Here is a 23,533-nt window from a genome sequence, read left to right on the forward strand (position 1 = left end):
GGCGCCCTCCGTGTGTCATTGGAATGGCCCAACATATCGCGAAACACACTGGCGCTGTGCAACGATATCGCCCTGTTTGACCGCAAAACTTTGCGGACATTGATCGAACCCACACCGGTCGATCACTGTCCGTTGAGGACGCGACGTTTTTTGCCAGGAATTGATATGAGTAGCCTCAACAGCCAGACCACCTTCGTTCCCGGCCGCCTGGAACAGATGTCCACGCGCATCGCCTTTTTCATCGCCGGGGTCGGCATCGCCGCGTGGGCGCCGCTGGTGCCCTATGCCAAGGCACGGGCCGGGCTGGATGAAGGCACCCTGGGTTTGCTGCTGCTGTGCCTTGGGGTGGGTTCGATTCTGGCGATGCCGTTGGCCGGAATCCTGTCCTCACGTTTCGGCTGCCGGCGGGTGACGACTGGCGGAGCCTTGCTGATCTGTACCGCCCTGCCGCTGCTGGCGACGGTGTCGTCGATTCCGGCCTTGGTCGCTGCCTTGTTCATGTTCGGCGCGGGCCTGGGCACCGTGGATTCGACGGTCAACCTGCAAGCGGTGATCGTCGAGCGCGCCAGCGGCAAAAACATGATGTCGGGGTTCCATGGCCTGTTCAGCCTGGGCGGGATTGTCGGTGCAGCGGGCGTCAGCGGCTTGCTTGGCCTGGGAATTTCCCCGCTGGGCGCCACGCTGGTGGTGATCGTGATGCTGCTGATCGCGTTGGCCAAGGCCGTGCCGCATCTGTTGCCCTACGGCAGCAAGGGTTCGGGGCCGGCGTTCGCGGTGCCCCATGGCATCGTCCTGTTTATCGGCGGCATGTGCTTTATCGTGTTCCTCGCCGAAGGCGCGGCGCTGGACTGGAGCGCGGTGTTCCTGGTGCAGGAACGTGGCATCGACACGGCATATGCTGGCCTCGGTTATGCGGCGTTTGCCTTGACCATGACGGCCGGGCGTTTGACCGGTGACAAAATCGTGCGACGACTGGGCGCGACACGAGTGATTGTGTTCGGCGGGCTGACGGCCGCCGCCGGCTTGTTCCTGGCGACGTTTGCGCCGGACTGGAAGGCGGCGCTGGTGGGATACGCGCTGCTGGGCGCCGGTTGCTCGAACATCGTGCCGGTGCTGTACACCGCAGTCGGCAAGCAGACGGTCATGCCCGAAAGCATCGCCGTGCCGGCAATTACCACACTGGGTTATGCGGGCATTCTCGCGGGCCCCGCCGTCATCGGCTTCGTCGCCCATGGCAGCAGTCTGAGCTTTGCCTTTGCCTTGATGGCGCTGTTGCTGGTGGCGGTGGCGATTGGCGGGAGAGTTTTGAAGGTCTGAAGAGCATCGCCAGCAAGCCGGCTCCTACAAGGGATCCTGCGAACACATTATTGGTGTACGCCGCTGATCAACTGTAGGAGCTGGCTTGCCAGCGATGAAGTCCACTCGGTCTATCAGAACCCGACACTGGCCTGCACAAAGAACGTGCGCGGCGCGCCGACGTACATGCCCGAGTTGTTGTCGCTGGAGCGGGTGAAGTACTGCTTGTCGAAGATGTTTTTCACCCCGGCGCCAACCTTGAGGTTCGACACCTGCGGACCAAAGTCATAGCCACTGCGCACGTTCCAGGTCACGTAACCCGGAATGTCGCCGTACTGGCCGTCGGCGGTGCCTTCGGTGATGTAGTTGTTGCTGAAACTACCGTCGGCGTTCACCGCCACGCCTGGCGAGCGCTGCTTGGACTGGGCGAAGGCGTCGAGGTTGTAAGTCCAGCGGTTGATGTCGTAACGCAGCCCGGCAGTCGCTACCTGACGCGAGTAGAACGGCAGGTCGCGGCCCTTGAAGTCGGGAATATCGCCTTCATAGACAGCGCGGGTGTAAGTGAAACCGGCATTGGCGGTCAGGCCGTCGAGGCGTGGGTCCAGTGCCGCCATGTCGTAGTGCACCGACGCTTCGATCCCCCGGTGGGTGGTCGCGCCGAGGTTGGTCCAGCCCGCATCGTTGCTGATGTATTGCAGTTCTTTATCGAAGTCGATGTAGAACAGCGTCACTTCACCGCCCCACACATCATCGTTGTAGCGCGTGCCGATCTCGTAGGTCTTGGCCTTCTCCGGCTCCAGGCCATTGGCGGGGTTGTCACCCGAACCGCCCTGGCCGAGCTGGAAATACTGCAGGGCGCCGAACGAGGTTTCGTAGTTGGCGAACAGCTTCCAGGCATCGGACATGTGGTACATCACGCTCAGGGCCGGCAGCGGCTCGTTGCTTTCGATGCTGCGTTTCTTTTCCGGTACACGCTTGCCGGCGGTATCGAGTACCGGGCGATCATGCCAGTCGGTGCTGATGTGCTCGAAACGGATACCCGGCGTGACGGTCCAGTTGCCGACGTCGATCTTGTTATCGACATACACCGAGTTGGCCTCGGTGCCACCGGTACGGTCCTGATACACGTGGCCGTCCGAGGCCTTGGTCACGACCGGCTCGTTGTTGCTGTTCAGCCCGAGGCGGCTGGCCTCCTCGTGCATGGCCTCCTTCAGGTAGCGATAGCCGACACTGACTTCCTGGGTGGTGGGGCCGACGTCGAACACATGGGACACCCGCGGCTCGATGCCGAAGGTGTAGTAGGTCCGCGGAAACGAGCCGAGGGTCTTCTGATCGCGTGCGGCAATGTTGCTGCCACGAAAACTGTCGGTGTAGTAAGTCAGCACTTCAGCCTGGGTGCGGTCGTCGATCTGTCGCGCCCACTTGAACGACACGTCCTTGCGGCGGCCGCTGAAGTTGTCGTTGTTGCGGTCGGACTGGAACGGATCGGCGTCGTACTGCGCCTGGGTCAGGCCACCGGGCATGTCGGCCTTGGCATCGTAGTAGTGAAAGTTAAGGCTGAAATCGTCGTAATCGGTCGGTGCCCAGTGAGTCTTGAGGATCACGTCGTCGATGTCGTTGCCGTTGTTGCTTTCACGGTAACCGTTGCCGTTCACGCCGGAGTACAGCAGCGCCACGCCCATGCCGTTGTCGGCGGTGCCGCCCATGAACGCGGTGTCGATGTGCTTCCAGCCACCGTGCTGCGAGGTTTCCAGGGTGGTGCCGATTTCAGCGGAGGCTTGTTCCGGGATCGCGCGGGTCACGAAGTTGATCACGCCACCGACGTTTTGTGGTCCGTAGCGTACGGAACCGGCACCGCGCACCACGTCGATGCTGTCGAGGTTGCCCGAGGAAATCGGCGCCATGGACAACTGCGGCTGGCCGTAAGGGGCGAACGCCGCCGGCACGCCGTCGATCAGCACGGTGGAGCGCGGCGACAGGCGCGAGGTCAGGCCACGCACACCGACGTTCAGGGAAATGTCACTGCCACCGGTGCCATTGGCTTCTTGCACCTGTACGCCCGGCACGCGTTTCAACACGTCGCCGACGTTCATCGCGCCCTGCTCGATCATGGCTTCGCGACGGACCACCGTTCGTGCGCCCGGATGGTTCTGTACCAAGGCCGCATCGGCATTGTCGAGCCAGTCGCCGACGACCTTGATGTCAGTCACGCCCAGTTCCAATGGACCGTTGGCCGCGGCAGTCGGCGCCGGCATCAGGGTCACCGAACCTTCATCGATCTGGTATTGCAGGCCGCTGCCTTGCAGCAACTGGCGCAGCGCGTCTTCCGGGGAAAGGTTGCCATCCACCGCCGGGGCCTGCTTGCCAGCGACCAGTTCAGGGCTGAAGAACACCTGAAGCGAGGTTTGCTGGCCCAACTGACTCAGTGCCTGTCCCAATGGTTGCGCCGGGATATGGATGCCGTCGGCCGCATAGGCCTGGGGCAGCGCAACGTTGACCGCCAGCGCGAGGGCCAGCGGCAACCAGGGGAGTTTGTTGTTTTTAGCGGTGGAGTTTTTCACGTCGAACGTAGTCCTGTGGATCGCAAGAGTGTGCGCTTGTTAATGCAAACCAGTTGCAGTTGAACAGGAAGACGATGAACTCGAAAAAAACCTGAATTTTATTTTGAAATTATTTCCTGGCTGCCATCGCCAAGGGTGCGCACGGCCACCGGCAGGATGTTCGGCAAGGCCTTGAGCAGCGCGTCGGTGTTGTCGGATTTGAACACGCTGGTCAGGCGCAGATTGCCCACTGCCGCGTTGCCGACTTTCAGCGGCCTCTCCCGATAACGCGAGACCTGCTCGGCGACGTCGGCCAGGCTGGCGTTGTTGAACACCAGCTTGCCGCTGCGCCAGGCGGTCATTTCCGCCGGGTTGGCCGCGTAGGCGGCGGCAACCTTGCCCCGGGCATCGACGTGGGTGCCAAGGCCTGCGGTCAGATTGATGAAATCGTTGTCGGCGGCCTCGCGTCCCTGGACCCTGACGGTGCCCTGCTCCACCACCACCCGGGTTTCGCCGGCACCGCGACGCACGTCGAAGCGGGTGCCGGTGACCGTGACCTTGCCACTGCCCGCCGCGACCACGAATGGCCGGCGGGTGTCGTGCTCGACGCTGAACATCGCTTCGCCTTCGCTCAGCTCGACGTTGCGTCGGTCCTTTTCAAAGCGCACCTGAATCCGGCTGCGGCTGTCCAGGTCCACCACCGAACCGTCCGGCAATTCCACCTGGCGCCGCTCATTCAGGGCCGTCGAAAACTCCGCCGTGTAAGGCGCCGGACCACTCAAGCCACTGAACAAGCCCAGGCCGAGCGCCACCGCGAGCACGCTGGCGGCAACCGCATAACGCAGCACCGGACGAGGTTTTTTCAGGGCTGGCGGGGTTTCACACAGGGCACGCAAACGCGCCGACGGCACCAGGTCGGCGGCGCTCCACAAATCCTGGAGCAGTTCGAATTCGTTTCGGTGCTGAGGGTGTTCGTCCAGCCAGGCCTGAAACCGGTGACGCAGTTCGACATCGACGACAGGTTCCTGCAAACGCACAAACCACTGCGCCGCCTCATCGCGCACCGTCGTTTGCCCGCACGCACAATCACGAGTATCCATCATGGAAGTTCCTGTTTGGCCGGGGAGGAGAAGGCAGGGGCAATCATGATTGCAACCCGTCCAGGCGATCACGCAGGTGCCGAAGCGTGCGGATCATATACTTTTCCACCATGTTCTTGGACAGTCCCAGTCGTTCGGCGATTTCGGCCTGGGTCAGGCCCTCGATTTTCTGCCAGACAAACACCTTGCGGCAGTTGACCGGCAGCTCGGTAAGCGCCCGTTCGATGGAATCCGCCAACTGGATCGCGTGCATGAAATGCTCCGGGTCGCCGGTCGGCGACTCACTGAGATCAATCGCCTCTGACTCCATGGCGCCCCGCCGGTCCTCACGCCGATAACCATCCACGGCGATGTTGCGCGCGGTCTGGTGCAAATACGCCCGAGGCTGTTGCACCGCCGCCGAATCGGACTCAAGCACCCGCACGAAGGTATCGTGGGCCAGGTCCTCGGCCTGCTGACGATTCCTCAGGCGACGGGTCCAGGTGCCAACCAACTCTTCGTAGTGCTCGAAAAAGCCGTGTCTGCGGGGCAGCTTGAGGGTCATTGCGGTGTGCTGTGGAGGCTGGGCGCGAATAGTAATGCTTCCTATTAACTTGAAGCAATGGTTAGCAGTCCCCCTTGGTCGGGCACTTTGTCTGCTTGCCATTGTGCATTTCGTCAGCAAAGCTCAATGGCGGCACGCAACCAAAGAAATCTGGCAGGCATTCAAAAGCATCCATTGACCAGTTGTAACAAAGTGCATGAGTGCCCGTACCCGGCTTTTCCCCAGGAATTCACCCATGTTCAGCGCCAAAGCATCGCCCAAAAGAACACCGCTTGCCCGCCTCGCCCTGGCCGTCACCCTGAGCGCCCTCGGCCTGCCTTTCTGGGCGAACACGGCCCAGGCCCACGGCGGTCACGCCGACATGGTGCCGCTGCAGGCGGGTCTGGAGGCCTTTGGCGCCACGGTGAAATGGGACGATTACGCCAACCTGTTCACCATTGCCAAGGACGGGGTCTATCTCAAGGTCAAGCCCGACAGCAAAGTGGCGATGCTCAACGGCAAGCGCATCGAGCTGACCGTGCCGGTGGTGTTCAAGGACCATACGGCGTTCATGTCCACCGACTTCATCAACCAGGTGTTCCAGTCCGGGCTGGACAAGACCTTCGTCGTCGAGACCCGCCCCAACCCGCTCAATCCCCTGAGCGCAGGCGAAATCACCACGGCCGTGGACATCGTCAAGCAATCGGAAAACTACAAACCCGGTTTTCGCTTCACCGAAGTCTCGGTCAAGGAGCCGCCGAAGGATCAGGTGTGGAACTTCGTGTTCACCGGGCAGAACGTCGCGCAACCGCGCCAGGCGAGCATCGTCGTGCTCGACGGCAAGCACGTGATCGAAGCGCTGGTCGACCTCGACAAGAAAGAACTCAAGTCCTGGAAGCCGATCGAAGGCGCCCACGGCATGGTCCTGCTGGATGATTTCGCCACGGTGCAATCAGCCGTCGAGTCCAGCCCGGAATACGCCCAGGCCCTCGCCAAGCGCGGCATCAATGACGTGAAGAAGGTCGTGGCCACGCCGCTGACCGTCGGTTACTTCGACGGCAAGGATGGCCTGGCGCAGGACAAGCGCCTGTTGAAAATCGTCAGCTACCTCGACACCGGTGACGGCAACTACTGGGCGCACCCGATCGAGGGCCTGGTGGCGATTGTCGACCTGGAACAGAAGAAGCTGATCAAGATCGAAGACGAAGCGCTGATCCCGGTGCCGATGAAACCTACACCGTATGACGGTCGCGGACGCCAGGGCGTCGCCGTCAAGCCGCTGGAAATCATCGAGCCCGAGGGCAAGAACTACACCATCAGCGGCAACAGCATTCACTGGCAGAACTGGGACTTCCACGTTCGCCTCGATTCGCGGGTCGGCCCGATCCTGTCCACCGTCACCTACGACGACAAGGGCAAAAAACGCAAGATCATGTACGAAGGCTCGCTGGGCGGCATGATCGTGCCTTACGGCGACCCGGATATCGGCTGGTACTTCAAGGCCTACCTCGACTCCGGCGACTACGGCATGGGCACCCTGACTTCACCGATCGCCCGTGGCAAAGACGCCCCGGAGAACGCCGTGCTGCTGGACGCCACCATCGCCGACTACACCGGCGCACCGACCGCGATCCCGCGCGCCATGGCGGTGTTCGAACGCTACGCCGGCCCCGAATACAAGCACCAGGAAATGGGCCAACCCAACCTCAGCACCGAGCGCCGTGAACTGGTGGTGCGCTGGATCAGCACCGTGGGCAACTACGACTACATCTTCGACTGGGTCTTCCAGCAGAACGGCACCATCGGCATCGACGCCGGCGCCACCGGCATCGAAGCGGTCAAGGGCGTGAAATCGAAAACCATGCACGAAGACACCGCCAAGGAAGACACGCGCTACGGCACCCTGCTCGATCACAACATCGTCGGCACCACGCACCAGCACATCTACAACTTCCGCCTCGACATGGACGTGGACGGCGAGCAGAACTCACTGGTGGAAGTGAACCCGGTGGTGTTGCCGAACGACCGTGGCGGCCCGCGCACCAGCACCATGCAGACCGAGACCAAAGTGGTCGGCACCGAGCAACAGGCGGCGCAGAAATTCGACCCGTCGACCGTGCGCCTGCTGACCAACTTCAGCAAGGAGAACAAGGTCGGCAACCCGGTTTCCTACCAGTTGATTCCTTATGCCGGCGGCACGCACCCGGTGGCCAAGGGCGCCAACTTCGGCAAGGACGAATGGCTCTACCACCGCCTGAGTTTCATGGACAAGCAGCTGTGGGTGACGCAATACAACCCCGAGGAAAAATACCCGGAAGGCAAGTACCCGAACCGCTCGGACAAAGACTCGGGCCTGGGCCAGTTCACCCAGGACAACCACTCCATCGAGAACACCGATGACGTGGTCTGGCTGACCACCGGCACCACCCACATCGCCCGCGCCGAAGAATGGCCGATCATGCCGACCGAATGGGTGCATGTGCTGTTGAAGCCGTGGAACTTCTTCGATGAAACGCCGACCTTGAACCTCAACGCACCGAAGTAACCGGGCAATACATATAACCTGTTGGAGCGGGCTTGCCCGCGATGACGGAGTGTCAGTCGATATCATTGTCACTGATCCACCGCTATCGCGGGCAAGCCCGCTCCCACAGGGTTATTCGGTGCTCAGGCAACCGATCAGGCATACCGCTTGCGATACTCCCCTTTTGAACGCCGTGGAGAGAATGGCTGTACCACCGCCTGAGCTTCATGGACAAGCAACTATGGGTGACGCAATACAACCCCGAGGAAAAATACCCGGAAGGCAAGTACCCGAACCGCTCGGACAAGGACTCGGGGCTGGGCCAGTTCACCCAGGACAACCACTCCATCGAGAACACCGACGACGTGGTCTGGCTGTTGAAGCGGTGGAACTTCTTCGATGAAACGCCAACGTTGAACCTCAACGCACCGAAGTAATCGGGCAATACATATAATCTGCGGGCTTGCCCGCGATGACGGAGTGTCAGTCGACATCATTGTTACTGATCCACCGCTATCGCGGGCAAGCCCGCTCCCACAGGGTTATTCGGTGTTCAGGCAACCGATCAGGCATTCCGCTTGCGATACTCCCCTTTTGAACGCCGTGGAGAGAATGGCTGTACCACCGCCTGAGCTTCATGGACAAGCAGCTGTGGGTGACGCAATACAACCCCGAGGAAAAATACCCGGAAGGCAAGTACCCGAACCGCTCGGACAAGGACTCGGGCCTGGGGCAGTTCACCCAGGACAACCACTCCATCGAGAACACCGACGACGTGGTCTGGCTGTTGAAGCCGTGGAACTTCTTCGATGAAACGCCAACGTTGAACCTCAACGCACCGAAGTAATCGGGCAATACACATAACCCTGTGGGAGCGGGCTTGCCCGCGATGACGGAGTGTCAGTCGACATCATTGTCACTGATCCACCGCTATCGCGGGCAAGCCCGCTCCCACAGGGTTATTCGGTGCTCAGGCAACCGATCAGGCATACCGCTTGCGATACTCCCCCGGCGCAATGCCGAAGCGCGTTTTGAACGCGGTGGAGAAGTAGCTCGAATCGGAGAACCCCCACGAATAACCCAACACCGACAACTTCTGTTCCTTGCCCGATTGGCGCAGGGATTCGGCGCACAGGTCCAGGCGGCGGTTCTTGATGTAACGCGCCACCACCAGTCCCTTCTTGGCAAACATCCGGTACAGGCCGCGGGTGGACATGCCGACTTCCCGCGCCAGCCATTCCGGGCAGAGGTCTTCGGAGCGGATGTGTTCGTCGATGAACTTGAGCGTCTTGCGGAAGATCCGCTCGTGGGAATCCTCGCAATCGTCGGTCTGGCTGATGGCCGGGCGCAGCAGGCTGACGATCGCCTCAAGGGTCGCTTCGCTTTCCTGTCGGGTCAGGTGCTGCTGGCGGGTGGCATCGAGGATCAGCCGGTGCGAGAGCATGGCGATGGGCGAAGTCGCGGCAATCCGGTGGCCGCACTTGACCTGATTGAAGCGCAGGGTTTGCTCGACCAGTTGGTACGGCAGGATCAACGACAACTGCCGGGAGTTTTCGCTGTAGGTGAAGTCGCTGGGTCGCGCGGCATCGATCAGCGTGATGTCGCCGGGGGACAGCAAGACCTTGTCGTCGCCCTGGGCCATGCCCGCCGTGCCGTCGAGCTGGAACACCGCAAAATACTTGCCGCCCTCGCCCGCCGCGACTTCCTGGGGCGTGCGGTACAAACGCGCCTGGCATGCGTCGACGAAACTGAGTTTGAGCGCATCGCTCTGGTATTCGCGGATGCGCCCGGCAAACTCGCTGCCCAGGGGTTGTGCATTGAAGGCGCCGCAGATCTGGTTGATCTGATGGATCCACTGATCGAACCCATCATGGCGCTGTGCGTTTGTAGAAATCATGTCAGGCCTCACGCAGGCTTATTTTTATTGTCTACGTCAAAACACAGGTTCTCCTGAACAGCGACTCTCCCTGATCGGCGACGGGCTTACTTCAACCCGCCAAACCGCCGATAAAAACTCTCGCCCACATCCGGCAACGGTCCGTCGGCGGTTTCCAGTGCACTGTTCAGCCATTCCTCGGCCTTGGCATAGATCAAACGGTAAATGTTGCGGCACAACTGCCGGGCCGCACGGCCTTCCCAATCGCCGGGCAACAATTCGTCCGGCAGCTGCGGGTCGCGCAGCAGCAGCTTGCGGTATTCATGAATAAGCAGGATCCGCGCCAGGAAGCAGTCGGACGGTTGCAGGTTTTCCTGCTCGCGAAGCGCCTGCCAGAGCGGCCGGAACAGCTGAATGAATTCACTGTAGTGGGTTGCCAGTTCCTCGATGTTCCAACTCTCGCGCACTTGCAGGCGCAGCGCCTTGGAGGCCAGCACGTCTTGCGCGGTGGTTTCGAAGACGATGGTGTCTTCCTGGGCGCCGAGGTCGAGCAGCGTCGCGTTGACATCGGAACGGTCACTGCGCGGACAGGCCAGCACCATCGGCGAAATCGCACCAAAACCTTGCCACTCCAGCTCCTCGCGCACCTGTTTGCGTTTGTCCTGGGTCAGCTGCGAGAGCATCACCAGGCACCAGGAACCATCCCAGGCCGGCATCGTGGTGCTGTAGACCCGCTTGAAGGCCTTGTCGAAACGCCGGCGACCGGTGCCGGTCAGGCTGTAGTAGCTGCGGCGGCCGACTTTCTCGGCGGTCAGCCAGCCTTCCTTGGTCAGGCGAAAAATCGAGGTGCGGATCAGCCGTTCGTTGATGCCGATCGGTTCGAGCAATTGAATCAGGCTGCCCAGCCACACGGTGCCGCCATGGGGTTCGATGGCATCCCCGTACAACGTGATGATCAAGGAGCTGGCGCGGATCGGCGTCTGTTCCTGGAAGCGGGTAATCAGATGGTTCAAGGGAGTCAGGGACGACATGGGCGTTCCGTGGAAAAAAGAAAAGGAATATACCGAAAGCCGGCCGGTTAAGCCCAACCCCTTGTAGGAGCCGGCTTGCTGGCGATGGTGTGTCAGTCAACGCCAAGGTAGCTGACCCACCTTCGCCAGCAAGCCGGCTCCTACAAGGGTCCGTGTTCACAGGCTGCTGCCTTTCGGCCGCAACCCGCTGTCGCTGATCCGCGGGCGATCCGGCTCCGGTTCGCTCAGCGGTTCGCAGACCTGCATCTGCGTAAGGCAACGCTGGGCCAGTTGCTGATATTCCCGAGTACCGGCCTGTTTCCACGCCACTTCCTGATCGCTGAGGGTGCGCTTGACGCTGGCCGGTGCGCCCATGACCAGTGACTGCTCTGGGCATTCGAAGCCGGCCTTGACGAACGCCGCCGCCGAAACGAATGAACGCGGACCGATCCGGGCGTTGTCCATCACCACCGCATTCATGCCCACCAACGCGTCGGCGCCGATCCGGCATCCGTGCAGCACCGCGCCATGGCCGATGTGGCCGTTGCGCTCGACCACGGTGTCGCTGTCGGGGAAGCCGTGCATCACGCAGGTGTCCTGCAGGTTGGCGCCCTCCTCCAGCACGATCCGCCCGAAGTCGCCGCGCAGGCTGGCCAGCGGACCGACATAGCAATGCGGACCGATGATCACGTCACCGATCAATACGGCGGATGGATGCACATAGGCGCTCGGGTCAACCACCGGAGTCAGGCCACCAAGGCTGTAGCAGGTCATGAAAGCGTCCTTCACAAAGCGATGCAAATAATTACTCATTTTGTATCACATCACTTTTACAATCACAAAGACTAAAAAGCGTATCACTTGAAACAGCAATTTCCGACGAATGCAAACGGCACACAAAAATCAGGCTAAAATCCAATAAACGCTGGGAAAAAACCACTAAAAGCGCTCATACACCAGGAGACGCTCAAATCAAAATCATCACCAATAAGACACATTAAATCTATTTTCATATTGCATTTACGTATCACGTTGCAGCTATACTTGGGCAAAACCGGCCCCTGCGGCCGATCCAATAACGAGCCGGCACCACGCCGAGCCTGCACCGTGAGAGCATCCGCCATGCCTCTAACCCTTGCCGTCGAATTGATCGAGCCTGGCGTCCGCCTGATTACCCTGCAGCGCCCGCAGGCCCTGAACGCCCTGACCACCGAGTTGCTGGGCGAACTGGCCGACGAACTGAATGCCGCGCAAGCCGACCCGGACACCCGCGCCGTGGTCCTGACCGGAAGCCGCAAGGCCTTCGCCGCCGGTGCCGACATCAAGGAGATGGCCGAGCGCAACCTGGTCGGCATCCTCGACGACCCGCGCCAGGCCTCGTGGCAAACCATCACGCGCTTCAGCAAACCGCTGATCGCCGCCGTCAACGGCTTCGCCCTCGGCGGTGGCTGCGAACTGGCGATGCACGCCGACATCATCATTGCAGGTGTTGACGCGCGCTTCGGCCAGCCGGAAATCAACCTCGGGATCATGCCCGGCGCCGGTGGCACCCAACGCCTGCTGCGCGCCGTCGGCAAGTCCATGGCCATGCAGATGGTGCTCACCGGCGAGCCGATCGATGCCCGCCAGGCCCAGCGCGCCGGCCTGGTCAGCGAAGTGACCCAGCCGGAGTTCACTGTCGAGCGCGCCCTGCACATCGCCCGCAGCATCGCCGCCAAGGCACCGCTGGCCGTGCGCCTGGCCAAGGAGTCGCTGCTCAAGGCCATGGACACCGACCTCGCCAGCGGCCTGCGTTTCGAGCGCCACGCCTTCACCGTGTTGGCCGGCACCCGCGACCGCGACGAGGGCATCGCTGCCTTCCAGGCAAAGCGCACGCCGACCTTTACCGGTCAGTAATCCCAGAATTCGAACGACCGCCAAGAGAGCGCCAAGACCATGAACTTCGAACACATCCTGTTTTCCATCGAGGCCGGCGTCGCCCTGCTCAGCCTCAACCGGCCGGACCAGCTCAACAGCTTCAACACCCAGATGCATGGCGAAGTGAAGGAAGCGCTCAAGCAAGTGCGGCAGAACCCGGACGTGCGCGTCCTGCTGCTGACCGGTGAAGGTCGCGGCTTCTGCGCCGGGCAGGACCTGAGCGACCGCAATGTCGCGCCGGGCAGCGCCGTGCCGGACCTGGGCGAGTCCATCGAGAAGTTCTACAACCCACTGATCCGCCAGTTGCGCGACCTGCCGCTGCCGGTGATCTGTGCGGTCAACGGCGTGGCGGCCGGCGCCGGCGCCAACATTCCGCTGGCCTGCGACCTGGTCCTGGCCGCGCGCTCTGCCAGCTTCATCCAGGCGTTCTGCAAGATCGGCCTGATCCCCGATTCCGGCGGCACCTGGACCCTGCCGCGCCTGGTTGGCATGGCTCGGGCCAAGGCCCTTGCACTGCTGGGCAACCGCCTGAGCGCCGAACAAGCCGAGCAATGGGGCTTGATCTACCAGTGTGTGGACGACGCCGATTTGCGCGACGAAGCACTGAAACTGGCGCGCCACCTGGCGACTCAGCCGACTTACGGCCTGGCGCTGATCAAACGCAGCCTCAACGCGAGCATGAGCAACAGCTTCGACGAACAACTCGAGCTGGAACGCGACCTGCAACGCCTGGCCGGGCGCAGCGAGGATTACCGCGAAGGCGTCGGCGCCTTCATGGAAAAACGCACCGCCGTTTTCAAGGGACGCTGAGTCATGAGCGCACTGAACACATCTGCACGCATCGCCGTGATCGGCGCCGGCGCCATGGGCGCAGGGATCGCCCAGGTCGCGGCCCAGGCCGGTCATCCGGTGCTGCTGCTGGACAACCGCCCTGGCGCTGCCGCTCAGGCCATTGAAGGCATCGACCGGCAACTGGGCAAACGGGTCGAGAACGGCAAACTGGCCGCCGAGTCGCGCAATGCAACGATTGCCCGCCTGCAAGCCGTGGAAGCTATCGAGGCGCTGGCCGATTGCGATTTGATCATCGAAGCGATCGTCGAGAATCTCGAGGTCAAGCGTGCGCTGTTCCGCCAGCTCGAAGGCATCTGCGGCACGCATTGCATCCTCGCCAGCAACACCTCGTCGCTGTCGATCACCAGCATCGCCGCACAGCTTGAGCATCCAGAGCGCCTGCTCGGCCTGCACTTCTTCAACCCGGCGCCGGTGATGGCGCTAGTGGAAATCGTTTCCGGCCTGGCCAGCGATCCAGCCCTTGCCGAATGCCTGTACGACACGGCCAAGGCCTGGGGCAAAAAACCGGTGCACACCCGTTCGACGCCGGGCTTCATCGTCAACCGCGTGGCCCGGCCGTTCTATGCCGAGAGCCTGCGTCTGTTGCAGGAAGGTGCTGCGGATTCCTCGACCCTGGATGCGCTGATGCGTGAGGCCGGTGGGTTTGCCATGGGTGCTTTCGAGCTGACCGACCTGATCGGCCACGACGTCAACTATGCGGTGACCTGTTCGGTATTCGACGCCTATTACCAGGACACCCGCTTCCTGCCGTCGCTGATCCAGAAAGAGCTGGTGGACGGCGGGCGCCTGGGACGCAAGAGCGGTCAGGGTTTCTACAGCTATGCCCAAGGTGCGGAGCGCCCGCACGCCGCTGAAATCAACAGCGCTGCGAAGGTCGAGGTTTGTGCTGTGGAAGGCGACCTCGGTATCGCTAAAGGCATGCTCGCACGCTTGCATGAACAAGGCGTCGAGATCATCCAGCGCGATGGTCAAGGCTTGCTGCGCGTCGGTGACGCCGTGCTGGCCTTGAGCGACGGACGCATGACCTGCCAGCGCGCTCGCGAAGACGGGCTGCGCAACCTGATCCTGCTGGATCTGGCGCTCGATTACGGTAACGCCAAACGCATCGCCATCAGCCATGCGGCAGGTATCGATCCGCTGGCACTCGAACAAGGCGTTGCCCTGCTGCAACAGGCTGGACTCAAGGTCAGCCTGCTCAGCGACAGCCCGGCGCTGGCAGTGCTGCGCACCGTCGCCATGCTTGCCAACGAAGCCGCCGACGCCCTGCTGCAAGGCGTGGCCTCGGCCGCCGACATCGACCTGGCCATGCGCGCCGGGGTCAATTATCCACAGGGGCCGCTGGCCTGGGCGGATGCGATCGGTCTGGCGCACATCCTCAACGTGCTGGAAAACCTGCAAGCCAGTTATGGCGAAGAACGCTACCGGCCGTCGCTGTTGCTGCGCCGTCGGGTTGCCGAAGGGAGAAACTTCCATGACTAACCATGAAGCCATGTCGCTGGCCAGCGACTGCGCACAAACACTGTTCCAGCGCGACGCCGCCAGTCAGGCCATGGGCATGCGCCTGCTGTCGGCCGGCCCCGGTTGCTCCCGGGTCGGCATGACCGTGCGCGCCGACATGGTCCAGGGCCATGGCACCTGCCACGGCGGCTACCTGTTCGCGCTGGCCGACTCGGCGTTCGCCTTTGCCTGCAACAGCTACAACGAAGCCACCGTGGCCATCGGTTGCAGCATCGACTACATCGCCCCGGCACGCCTGGGCGACACGCTGAACGCCGACTGCATCGAGCAGAGCCGTTCCGGGCGCACCGGCAACTACGACGTACGCATCGAAAACCAGCAGGGCCAGTTGATCGCCCTGTTCCATGGCAAATCCTACAAAGTGCGCGGCCCGGTGCTGACGCAGGAGAACCCGAATGAATGACGCCCTGATCATCGACGCCGTCCGCACCCCCATCGGCCGCTACGCCGGCGTCCTGAGCAGCGTGCGCGCCGACGACCTCGGCGCGGTGCCGCTGCGCGAACTGCTGCGCCGTCACCCGCAGGTCGACTGGAACACGGTCGACGACGTGATCTACGGCTGCGCCAACCAGGCCGGCGAAGACAACCGCAACGTCGCGCGCATGTCGGCGCTGCTGGCCGGGCTGCCGGTGAGCGTGCCAGGCACCACCCTCAACCGCCTGTGCGGCTCCGGGCTGGATGCCATCGGCACCGCCGCCCGCGCCATTCGCAGCGGCGAAACCGGGCTGATGCTGGTCGGTGGCGTCGAATCCATGTCCCGCGCACCGCTGGTGGTGGGCAAGGCCGAGCAGGCGTTTTCCCGCGCAGCCGAGATGTTCGACACCACCATCGGCTGGCGCTTCGTCAATCCGTTGATGAAAAAGGCCTACGGCATCGACTCCATGCCGGAAACGGCGGAGAACGTCGCCGAACAGTTCAACATTTCCCGGGCCGACCAGGATGCCTTCGCCCTGCGCAGCCAGCAGCGTGCAGCGGCCGCCCAGGCCAATGGGCGCCTGGCGAAAGAAATCGTCGCCGTGGAAATCCCGCAGCGCAAAGGCCCGGCCAAAGTGGTCGAGCACGACGAACACCCGCGTGGCGACACCACCCTTGAGCAGCTTGCCAAACTGGGTACGCCGTTCCGCGAAGGCGGCAGCATCACCGCCGGCAACGCCTCCGGGGTTAACGACGGCGCCTGCGCATTGCTGCTGGCCAGTCCAGAAGTCGCCAAGCGTCACGGTCTGACCGCACGGGGCCGCGTTGTCGCGATGGCCACCGCTGGCGTTGAACCGCGCATCATGGGCATCGGCCCTGTCCCGGCCACGCGCAAAGTGCTGGAAGTGGCCAACCTGAGCCTGGCCGACATGGACGTGATCGAGCTCAACGAAGCCTTCGCCGCACAGGGCCTGGCGGTATTGCGCGAACTGGGCCTGAGTGACACCGACCCACGGGTCAACCCCAACGGCGGCGCCATCGCCCTGGGCCACCCGCTGGGCATGAGTGGCGCACGCCTGGTCACCACCGCCCTGCATGAGCTTGAGGAACGCAATGGCCGCTACGCCCTGTGCACCATGTGCATCGGCGTCGGCCAGGGGATCGCGCTGATCATCGAGCGTCTATCCCACTAAAGAATCGCGATTCCCAGGGAGCCGAGAGGTATCCTTGGGGCATGCACTCAAAGCCCTTGTGCAAAAGGGCTGGAACACAAAAACAATTCGAGTGAACACATGAACATGCCAATAGCCAAAGCCGCCCTCGGCCCAATGCTGGACCCGCTGGAAACCGCCAGCATCGACGAGTTGCGCCAGCATCAGCTGGAGCGCCTGCGCTGGAGCCTGAACCACGCCTACAACAACGTGCCGCTGTACCGTCAGCGTTTCGATGCGCTGGGCGTGCATCCGGATGACATCAAGTCCCTCGACGACCTGGCGAAGTTCCCTTTCACCACCAAGTCCGACCTGCGCGACAACTACCCCTACGGCATGTTTGCCGTGCCGATGAACGACATCGTGCGCCTGCACGCGTCCAGCGGCACCACCGGTAAACCGACCGTAGTCGGCTACACCCAGAACGACATCGACACCTGGGCCAACGTGGTGGCGCGCTCGATCCGCGCCGCCGGTGGCCGACGCGGCGACAAGGTGCACATTTCCTACGGCTACGGCCTGTTCACCGGCGGCCTCGGCGCGCACTACGGCGCCGAACGCCTGGGTTGCACGGTGATCCCGATGTCCGGCGGCCAGACCGAGAAGCAAGTGCAACTGATCAAGGATTTCCAGCCGGACATCATCATGGTCACGCCGTCCTACATGCTCAACATCGCCGACGAAATCGAACGCCAGGGCATCGACCCGCACAAACTGGCCCTGCGCCTGGGCATCTTCGGCGCCGAGCCGTGGACCGCCGAACTGCGCAGCGCCATCGAGCAACGCCTGGGCATCACCGCCCTGGACATCTACGGCCTGTCGGAAATCATGGGCCCGGGCGTGGCGATGGAATGCGCCGAAACCAAGGACGGCCCGACCATCTGGGAAGACCACTTCTACCCGGAAATCATCGACCCGGTCACCGGCGAAGTACTGCCGGACGGACAGATGGGCGAACTGGTGTTCACCTCGCTCAGCAAAGAAGCCCTGCCGATGATCCGCTACCGCACCCGCGACCTGACGCGCCTGCTGCCGGGTACGGCGCGGCCGATGCGCCGTATCGACAAGATCACCGGACGCAGCGACGACATGCTGATCATCCGCGGCGTCAACGTGTTCCCGACGCAGATCGAGGAACAGGTGCTCAAAATCAAACAACTTGCCGAGTGCTACGAGATCCATCTGTATCGCAATGGCAACCTGGACAGCGTTGATGTGCATGTCGAGCTCAAGGCCGAGCACCAGCACCTGACCGACGAACAGCAGAAGGCTGTTTGCGGGGAGTTGAGCAAGCACATCAAGACGTACATCGGGATCAGTTCGCGGATCGTCTTGCAGCCCTTCCATTCGATCAAGCGATCCGAGGGCAAGGCTTGCCACGTGGTGGATAAACGCCCGAAAGCATGACCTCCCAAAGCATGACTGCTGCACCCCTTATGGCCCCGCTTTTGCGGGGCTTTTTTTTGGTTTTTGAGTGCACACCCATCAGCGTTTCTGTGGGAGCGAGCCTGCTCGCGATGGATGTCAACGATGACGCGAGAGAGCCGGAAAAACGCGGCGCTCTGGAGTCCATCGCCGGCAAGCCGGCTCCTACAGGTCTTGTGAGCGGCACATATCCCTTGTGGGAGCGAGCCTGCTCGCGATGGTCGGCAACGATGAGGCGAGAGAACCGGATAAACGCGGCGCACTGGCGTCCATCGCCGGCAAGCCGGCTCCTACAGGTCTTGTGAGCGACACATATCCCTTGTGGGAGCGAGCCTGCTCGCGATGGTCGTCAACGATGACGCGCGAGAACCGGAAAAACGCGGCGCACTGGCGTCCATCGCCAGCAAGCCGGCTCCTACAGGTCTTGTGAGCGACACATATCCCTTGTGGGAGCGAGCCTGCTCGCGATGGTCGTCAACGATGACGCGCGAGAACCGGATAAACGCGGCGCACTGGAGCCCATCGCCAGCAAGCCGGCTCCTACAGGTCTTGTGACCGGCACATATCCCTTGTGGGAGCGAGCCTGCTCGCGATGGTCGGCAACGATGACGCGCGCGAACCGGATAAACGCGGCGCACTGGCGTCCATCGCCAGCAAGCCGGCTCCTACAGGTCTTGTGAGCGGCACATATCCCTTGTGGGAGCGAGCCTGCTCGCGATGGTCGTCAACGATGACGCGCGAGAACCGGAAAAACGCGGCGCACTGGCGTCCATCGCCGGCAAGCCGGCTCCTACAGGTCTTGTGAACGACACATATCCCTTGTGGGAGCGAGCCTGCTCGCGATGGTCGTCAACGATGACGCGAGCTGTCTGGAAGCACGCGTTGTCCGGACGTTTTTCGCGAGCAGGCTCGCTCCTACAGTGGATCCGGGTATGTCTGCGAGAGATTGGTCGGCTGTCAGGCCGCCATCGCTGGCAAGCCAGCTCCTACAGAGGGTCGGCGTACACCCATGCTCTTCACCACTCATCAGGCCGAGCGTTAGCTCGCCTGCAGCTCTTGATCTTGATCCACCCGCCCCCTCGGAAGGCTGAGTGGAGGTGTTCATCCGGGGATTGGCGCGCAGCGCCGTTCGACGCAGTCGAACTCATCGCATGTAGGTGCCAGCGAAGCCAACCGGAGGGCGATGCCCCCAGATGAATACCGGAGCGAAGGAACGCCGAGCCACAGCGAGGGGCCGGACGCAAGGGGCGAGACCTTTTGGTTCCTTTTGGGGCGTTTGCCAAAAGGGACTCGCCGTAAGGGCGAAACCATAAGCGGCCGTTACCGAAGCAACGGATATGTACACCGACCATCCTGCCCCCAAAAAACGACCACCCACCCAAAGCGATACAAAAAACAAATACGACACGTCATTTTCCGTTTGATATTAATTTCTGTATCGCTTATAAAGTTCCCAATGCCCCAGAACAGATTCAAGGCGGGAACTCAAAATGTACGCACAGCTAGTAGAAACAGGCGTAAAGCGCATCAAGGACCTCTCGGAAATGTCCGAACAGGAACGCGCCTTCCAGGAAAAAATCGATTCAGAAATCAAGATCGAAGCCAAGAACTGGATGCCAGATGCCTACCGCCAGACCCTGATCCGGCAGATTTCCCAGCACGCCCACTCCGAAATCGTCGGCATGCTGCCCGAAGGCAACTGGGTCACCCGCGCACCGAGCCTCAAGCGCAAACTGCAGTTGATGGCCAAGATCCAGGACGAAGCCGGCCACGGCCTGTACCTGTACAGCGCCATGGAAACCCTGGGCGCCGACCGCGATGAAGAAATCGCCAAGCTGCACAGCGGCAAGGCCAAGTACTCGAGCATCTTCAATTACCCGACGCTGAACTGGGCCGACATGGGCGCGGTGGGCTGGCTGGTCGATGGCGCGGCGATCGTCAACCAGGTGGTGCTGCAGCGCACCTCCTACGGCCCCTACTCCCGGGCCATGGTGCGCATCTGCAAGGAAGAGAGCTTCCACCAGCGCCAGGGCTACGAAATCCTCCTGACCATGATGCGTCACGGTACCCAGGCGCAAAAAGACATGGTCCAGGACGCGATCAACCGCCTCTGGTGGCCGTCGCTGATGATGTTCGGCCCAAGCGACGAACACTCGCCGAACAGCGCCCAGTCCATGGCCTGGAAAATCAAGCGCCAGAGCAACGACGAACTGCGCCAGCGCTTCGTCGACCAGACCATCCCGCAGCTGGAACTGCTGGGCTGCACTTGCCCCGATCCGGACTTGAAGTGGAACGCCGAGCGCGGCCACTACGACTTCGGCGAAATCCAGTGGAACGAATTCTACGAAGTGCTCAAGGGCAACGGCCCGTGCAACCAGGAACGCGTCGCCACCCGCCGCAAGGCGATTGAAGACGGTGCCTGGGTTCGTGAAGCCGCCGTCGCCCACGCCCGCAAAAAACAAAACAAGAACGCCGCCTGATCCGGCCACCTGATGTGGAGTAACTGAAATGTCCGAGTGGACCCTCTTCGAAGTTTTCGTGCGCAGCAAGCACGGCCTCAACCACAAGCACGTCGGCAGCGTGCATGCCGCCGACACCACCATGGCGATCGAGAACGCCCGCGAGCTCTACACCCGTCGCAGCGAAGGCGTGAGCCTGTGGGTCGTGCCTTCGGCATTGATCACCGCTTCGTCGCCGGATGAAAAAGACCCGCTGTTCGATCCGTCGGACGACAAGGTCTACCGCCACGCCAGCTTCTACGAGCTGCCGGCCGAAGTCGGGCACATGTGAGGTCGACCATGAATAACAAGACCGATCTGATCGAATACCTGCTGCGCCTCGGCGACAGCGCCCTGATCCAGGGCCAGCGCCTGTGCCAGTGGTGTGGCAAGGCCCCGGCACTGGAAGAAGAGCTCGCGCTGATGAATGTCGGCCTCGACCTGGTGGGCCAGGCGCGCAACTGGCTGGAATACGCCGCCGAACTGCTGGACGACGGCCGCAACGCCGACGACCTGGCGTTCCGTCGCGACGAGCGCGCCTACCGCAACCTGCTGCTGGTGGAACAACCCAACGGCGACTTCGCGGTGACCATGCTCAAGCAGTTCCTCTATGACGCCTGGCACTTGCCGGTGCTGCAGGGCCTGAGCCAGTCCAGCGACGAACGCATCGCCGGGATCGCCGCCAAGGCCGTGAAGGAAGTGACCTATCACCTGCGCCGCTCCGGCGAGTGGATCGAGCGTATGGGTGACGGCACCGAGGAAAGCCACAAGCGCATGCTCGCGGCCATCCCTGAAGTCTGGCGCTTCACCATTGAACTGATCGCCGCCGACGACAGCGAACAGCGCCTGTGCGAAGCCGGCATCACCCCGGCCATCGCCAGCGTCGCCGTTCAGTGGCAGGCCAAAGTCGAGCAGATCTTCACCAGCGCCACCCTGCCCGTTCCCGCGGCGCCGAACTACTTCTACCTGAATGCACGCAAGGGCCTGCACAGCGAACACCTGGGCATCCTGCTCGCCGAAATGCAGTTCCTGCCACGAGCGTACCCCGATGCAACCTGGTGAGCTGATCGCCAGCGACCTCGGCGCCCGGCCGGCTCAACCGACCGACCTGGCCGCCGCCTGGGCGATCCTGTGCGAAGTCATGGACCCGGAAGTGCCGGTGGTCAGCGTGGTCGACCTGGGCATCGTCCGCGACCTCGACTGGCAGGCCGGCCACCTTCACGTGGTGGTCACGCCGACCTACTCCGGTTGCCCGGCCACCGAAGTGATCGAGGGCGATATCCGCGAAGCGCTGGAACTGGCCGGATTCAAGGCGCCGCAACTTGAGCGCAAATTGACCCCGGCCTGGACCACCGACTGGATCAGCGACAGCGGCCGCGAGCGCCTGCGCGCCTACGGCATCGCGCCGCCCGAGGGCAGCACCAGCAAGCGCAGCCTGCTCGGCGACAGCCCGCAGGTGATCTGCCCGCAATGCGGCAGCGCCCACACCGAGGTGCTCAGCGAGTTCGGCTCCACCGCGTGCAAGGCCCTGTACCGCTGCGTCGATTGCCGGGAACCGTTCGACTATTTCAAGTGCATCTGAGCGGCGAATCGGCCGTCCCAGCTGGAGAACAACAATGAGCAAATTTCACAGCCTGACCATCAAGGACGTGCGCACCGAGACCCGTGACGCGGTGTCCATCGCCTTCGAGATTCCGCAGGACCTGCAAGACAGCTTTCACTTCACCCAGGGCCAGCACCTGGTGATGCGCACCCAACTGGACGGCGAGGAAGTGCGCCGCTCGTACTCGATCTGCACCGGGGTCAACGACGGTGAGCTGCGCGTCGCCGTCAAGCGTGTGGCCGGCGGGCGCTTCTCGGCGTTTGCCAACGAACAGCTGAAAGCCGGGCACACCCTGGAAGTGATGCCGCCGGCCGGGCATTTCTGCGTCGAACTCGACCCGGTTCGCCACGGCAACTACCTGGCCGTGGCGGCGGGCAGTGGCATCACGCCGATCCTGTCGATCATCAAGACCACCCTGCAAACCGAGCCCCACAGCCGCGTCACCCTGCTGTACGGCAACCGCTCCAGCTCCGGCGCACTGTTCCGCGAGCAGCTTGAAGATTTGAAGAACCGCTACCTGCAACGCCTGAACCTGATTTTCGTATTCAGCCGCGAGCAGCAGGACGTCGACCTGTACAACGGCCGGATCAACGCCGAGAAGTGCGAGCAACTGTTCAGCCGCTGGCTCGACGTCAAGGCCCTCGACGCCGCCTTCATCTGCGGCCCGCAGGAAATGACCGAGACCGTGCGCGACAGCCTCAAGGCCAAGGGCATGCAACCCGAGCGCATCCATTTCGAACTGTTCGCCGCCGCCGGCAGCGAGCACAAGCGCGCCGCCCGTGAAGCCGCCCGGCAGGTGGATGCGGCGGTCAGCCAGATCACCGTGATCAGCGACGGCCGCGCCCTGGCCTTCGACCTGCCACGCAACAGCATGAGCATCCTCGAAGCGGGCAACGAGCAAGGCGCGGAACTGCCCTACTCGTGCAAGGCCGGCGTGTGCTCGACCTGCAAGTGCAAGGTCATCGAAGGCGAAGTGGAAATGGACAGCAACCACGCCCTGGAAGACTACGAAGTGGCCGCCGGTTATGTGCTGTCGTGCCAGGCCTTCCCGATCAGCGACAAAGTGGTGCTGGATTTCGATCAGCTCTGAAACAACACAAAACCCTGTAGGAGCGAGCCTGCTCGCGATGGTCGTCAACGATAACGCTGTTTGCCTGATACCCCGTGGCGATCTCGGGTCCATCGCGAGCAGGCTCGCTCCTACAGGGGTCCGGTGATCGACCCGA

General features: G+C 62.4%; 19 protein-coding genes and 2 pseudogenes. 15 read left to right on the forward strand and 6 right to left on the reverse strand.

What is annotated here, in order from left to right; all coding sequences use genetic code 11:
- Positions 1-165 precede the first annotated feature (165 nt).
- Positions 166-1,317, forward strand: coding sequence for an MFS transporter (locus tag AB4O16_RS07225; RefSeq protein ID WP_160387611.1), 1,152 nt, complete (start codon positions 166-168; stop codon positions 1,315-1,317).
- A 113-nt stretch (positions 1,318-1,430) separates the two neighbouring features.
- Here AB4O16_RS07225 and AB4O16_RS07230 read toward each other — a convergent pair whose 3' ends face one another.
- The 3 genes from AB4O16_RS07230 to AB4O16_RS07240 form a co-directional block, all read right to left on the reverse strand.
- Positions 1,431-3,857 carry a TonB-dependent siderophore receptor gene (locus AB4O16_RS07230; RefSeq protein ID WP_460157395.1) on the reverse strand — a complete coding sequence of 809 codons (2,427 nt, stop codon included), beginning with the start codon at positions 3,855-3,857 and terminating at the stop codon, positions 1,431-1,433.
- Positions 3,858-3,955: 98 nt separating this feature from the next.
- The gene (locus tag AB4O16_RS07235; protein ID WP_460157396.1) at positions 3,956-4,939 is read right to left on the reverse strand and encodes a FecR family protein; all 984 of its coding nucleotides are present in this window, start codon (positions 4,937-4,939) and stop codon (positions 3,956-3,958) included.
- A 40-nt stretch (positions 4,940-4,979) separates the two neighbouring features.
- Positions 4,980-5,480 carry a sigma-70 family RNA polymerase sigma factor gene (locus AB4O16_RS07240; protein WP_008049809.1) on the reverse strand — a complete coding sequence of 167 codons (501 nt, stop codon included), beginning with the start codon at positions 5,478-5,480 and terminating at the stop codon, positions 4,980-4,982.
- Positions 5,481-5,715: 235 nt separating this feature from the next.
- Here AB4O16_RS07240 and tynA point away from each other — a divergent pair, with 235 nt between their 5' ends.
- From tynA to AB4O16_RS07255, 3 genes and pseudogenes are all read left to right on the forward strand, one after another.
- On the forward strand, positions 5,716-8,004 hold the full coding sequence (tynA, locus tag AB4O16_RS07245; RefSeq protein WP_460157397.1) for a primary-amine oxidase: 2,289 nt from the start codon (positions 5,716-5,718) through the stop codon (positions 8,002-8,004).
- A 179-nt stretch (positions 8,005-8,183) separates the two neighbouring features.
- Positions 8,184-8,420, forward strand: a pseudogene (locus AB4O16_RS07250) (copper amine oxidase); the annotation flags it as partial.
- A 173-nt stretch (positions 8,421-8,593) separates the two neighbouring features.
- Positions 8,594-8,830 (forward strand): annotated as a pseudogene (locus AB4O16_RS07255) (copper amine oxidase); the annotation flags it as partial.
- A 135-nt stretch (positions 8,831-8,965) separates the two neighbouring features.
- Here AB4O16_RS07255 and feaR read toward each other — a convergent pair.
- The 3 genes from feaR to paaY form a co-directional block, all read right to left on the reverse strand.
- A complete protein-coding gene (feaR, locus tag AB4O16_RS07260) occupies positions 8,966-9,880 on the reverse strand; it encodes a transcriptional regulator FeaR (RefSeq protein WP_460157398.1) in 915 nt (304 codons plus the stop codon).
- A gap of 86 nt (positions 9,881-9,966) precedes the next feature.
- Positions 9,967-10,890 (reverse strand): phenylacetic acid degradation operon negative regulatory protein PaaX, encoded by a 924-nt coding sequence (paaX, locus tag AB4O16_RS07265; protein ID WP_150715821.1) that lies wholly within the window; start codon positions 10,888-10,890, stop codon positions 9,967-9,969.
- Positions 10,891-11,046: 156 nt separating this feature from the next.
- Positions 11,047-11,643: a phenylacetic acid degradation protein PaaY gene (gene paaY, locus AB4O16_RS07270; protein ID WP_160387621.1), complete on the reverse strand. Its 597-nt coding sequence runs from the start codon at positions 11,641-11,643 to the stop codon at positions 11,047-11,049.
- A 348-nt stretch (positions 11,644-11,991) separates the two neighbouring features.
- On the opposite strand from paaY, the gene paaF reads away from it, so the two are divergent.
- From paaF to paaE, 11 genes are all read left to right on the forward strand, one after another.
- Positions 11,992-12,765, forward strand: coding sequence for a 2,3-dehydroadipyl-CoA hydratase PaaF (gene paaF / locus AB4O16_RS07275; protein WP_460157399.1), 774 nt, complete (start codon positions 11,992-11,994; stop codon positions 12,763-12,765).
- Between the two features lie 39 nt (positions 12,766-12,804).
- Entirely contained in the window at positions 12,805-13,596 is a 792-nt protein-coding gene (paaG, locus tag AB4O16_RS07280) for a 2-(1,2-epoxy-1,2-dihydrophenyl)acetyl-CoA isomerase PaaG (RefSeq protein ID WP_160387625.1), read from the forward strand.
- 3 nt (positions 13,597-13,599) lie between these two features.
- Positions 13,600-15,117 (forward strand): 3-hydroxyacyl-CoA dehydrogenase PaaH, encoded by a 1,518-nt coding sequence (gene paaH, locus AB4O16_RS07285; protein ID WP_460157400.1) that lies wholly within the window; start codon positions 13,600-13,602, stop codon positions 15,115-15,117.
- Entirely contained in the window at positions 15,110-15,559 is a 450-nt protein-coding gene (gene paaI / locus AB4O16_RS07290; protein WP_160387629.1) for a hydroxyphenylacetyl-CoA thioesterase PaaI, read from the forward strand. The genes paaH and paaI overlap by 8 nt, the downstream gene beginning before the upstream one ends.
- On the forward strand, positions 15,552-16,763 hold the full coding sequence (gene pcaF, locus AB4O16_RS07295) for a 3-oxoadipyl-CoA thiolase (RefSeq protein ID WP_160387631.1): 1,212 nt from the start codon (positions 15,552-15,554) through the stop codon (positions 16,761-16,763). Before paaI ends, pcaF begins: the two co-directional genes overlap by 8 nt.
- Before the next feature lie 99 nt (positions 16,764-16,862).
- Positions 16,863-18,188, forward strand: a complete 1,326-nt coding sequence (gene paaK, locus AB4O16_RS07300; RefSeq protein ID WP_460157401.1) for a phenylacetate--CoA ligase PaaK — start codon at positions 16,863-16,865, stop codon at positions 18,186-18,188.
- A gap of 1,508 nt (positions 18,189-19,696) precedes the next feature.
- A complete protein-coding gene (gene paaA / locus AB4O16_RS07305) occupies positions 19,697-20,686 on the forward strand; it encodes a 1,2-phenylacetyl-CoA epoxidase subunit PaaA (RefSeq protein WP_160387636.1) in 990 nt (329 codons plus the stop codon).
- A gap of 28 nt (positions 20,687-20,714) precedes the next feature.
- Complete coding sequence (gene paaB, locus AB4O16_RS07310; protein ID WP_007943393.1) at positions 20,715-20,996, forward strand: 1,2-phenylacetyl-CoA epoxidase subunit PaaB; 282 nt, start codon at positions 20,715-20,717, stop codon at positions 20,994-20,996.
- Positions 20,997-21,004: 8 nt separating this feature from the next.
- Positions 21,005-21,766: a 1,2-phenylacetyl-CoA epoxidase subunit PaaC gene (paaC, locus tag AB4O16_RS07315; protein ID WP_160387637.1), complete on the forward strand. Its 762-nt coding sequence runs from the start codon at positions 21,005-21,007 to the stop codon at positions 21,764-21,766.
- Positions 21,753-22,286 (forward strand): 1,2-phenylacetyl-CoA epoxidase subunit PaaD, encoded by a 534-nt coding sequence (gene paaD / locus AB4O16_RS07320; RefSeq protein WP_160387639.1) that lies wholly within the window; start codon positions 21,753-21,755, stop codon positions 22,284-22,286. Before paaC ends, paaD begins: the two co-directional genes overlap by 14 nt.
- Positions 22,287-22,320: 34 nt before the next feature.
- A complete protein-coding gene (gene paaE, locus AB4O16_RS07325) occupies positions 22,321-23,397 on the forward strand; it encodes a 1,2-phenylacetyl-CoA epoxidase subunit PaaE (RefSeq protein WP_460157402.1) in 1,077 nt (358 codons plus the stop codon).
- The last annotated feature ends 136 nt before the right edge of the window (positions 23,398-23,533 follow it).

It is taken from the genome of Pseudomonas sp. S2_H10, assembly GCF_054668285.1.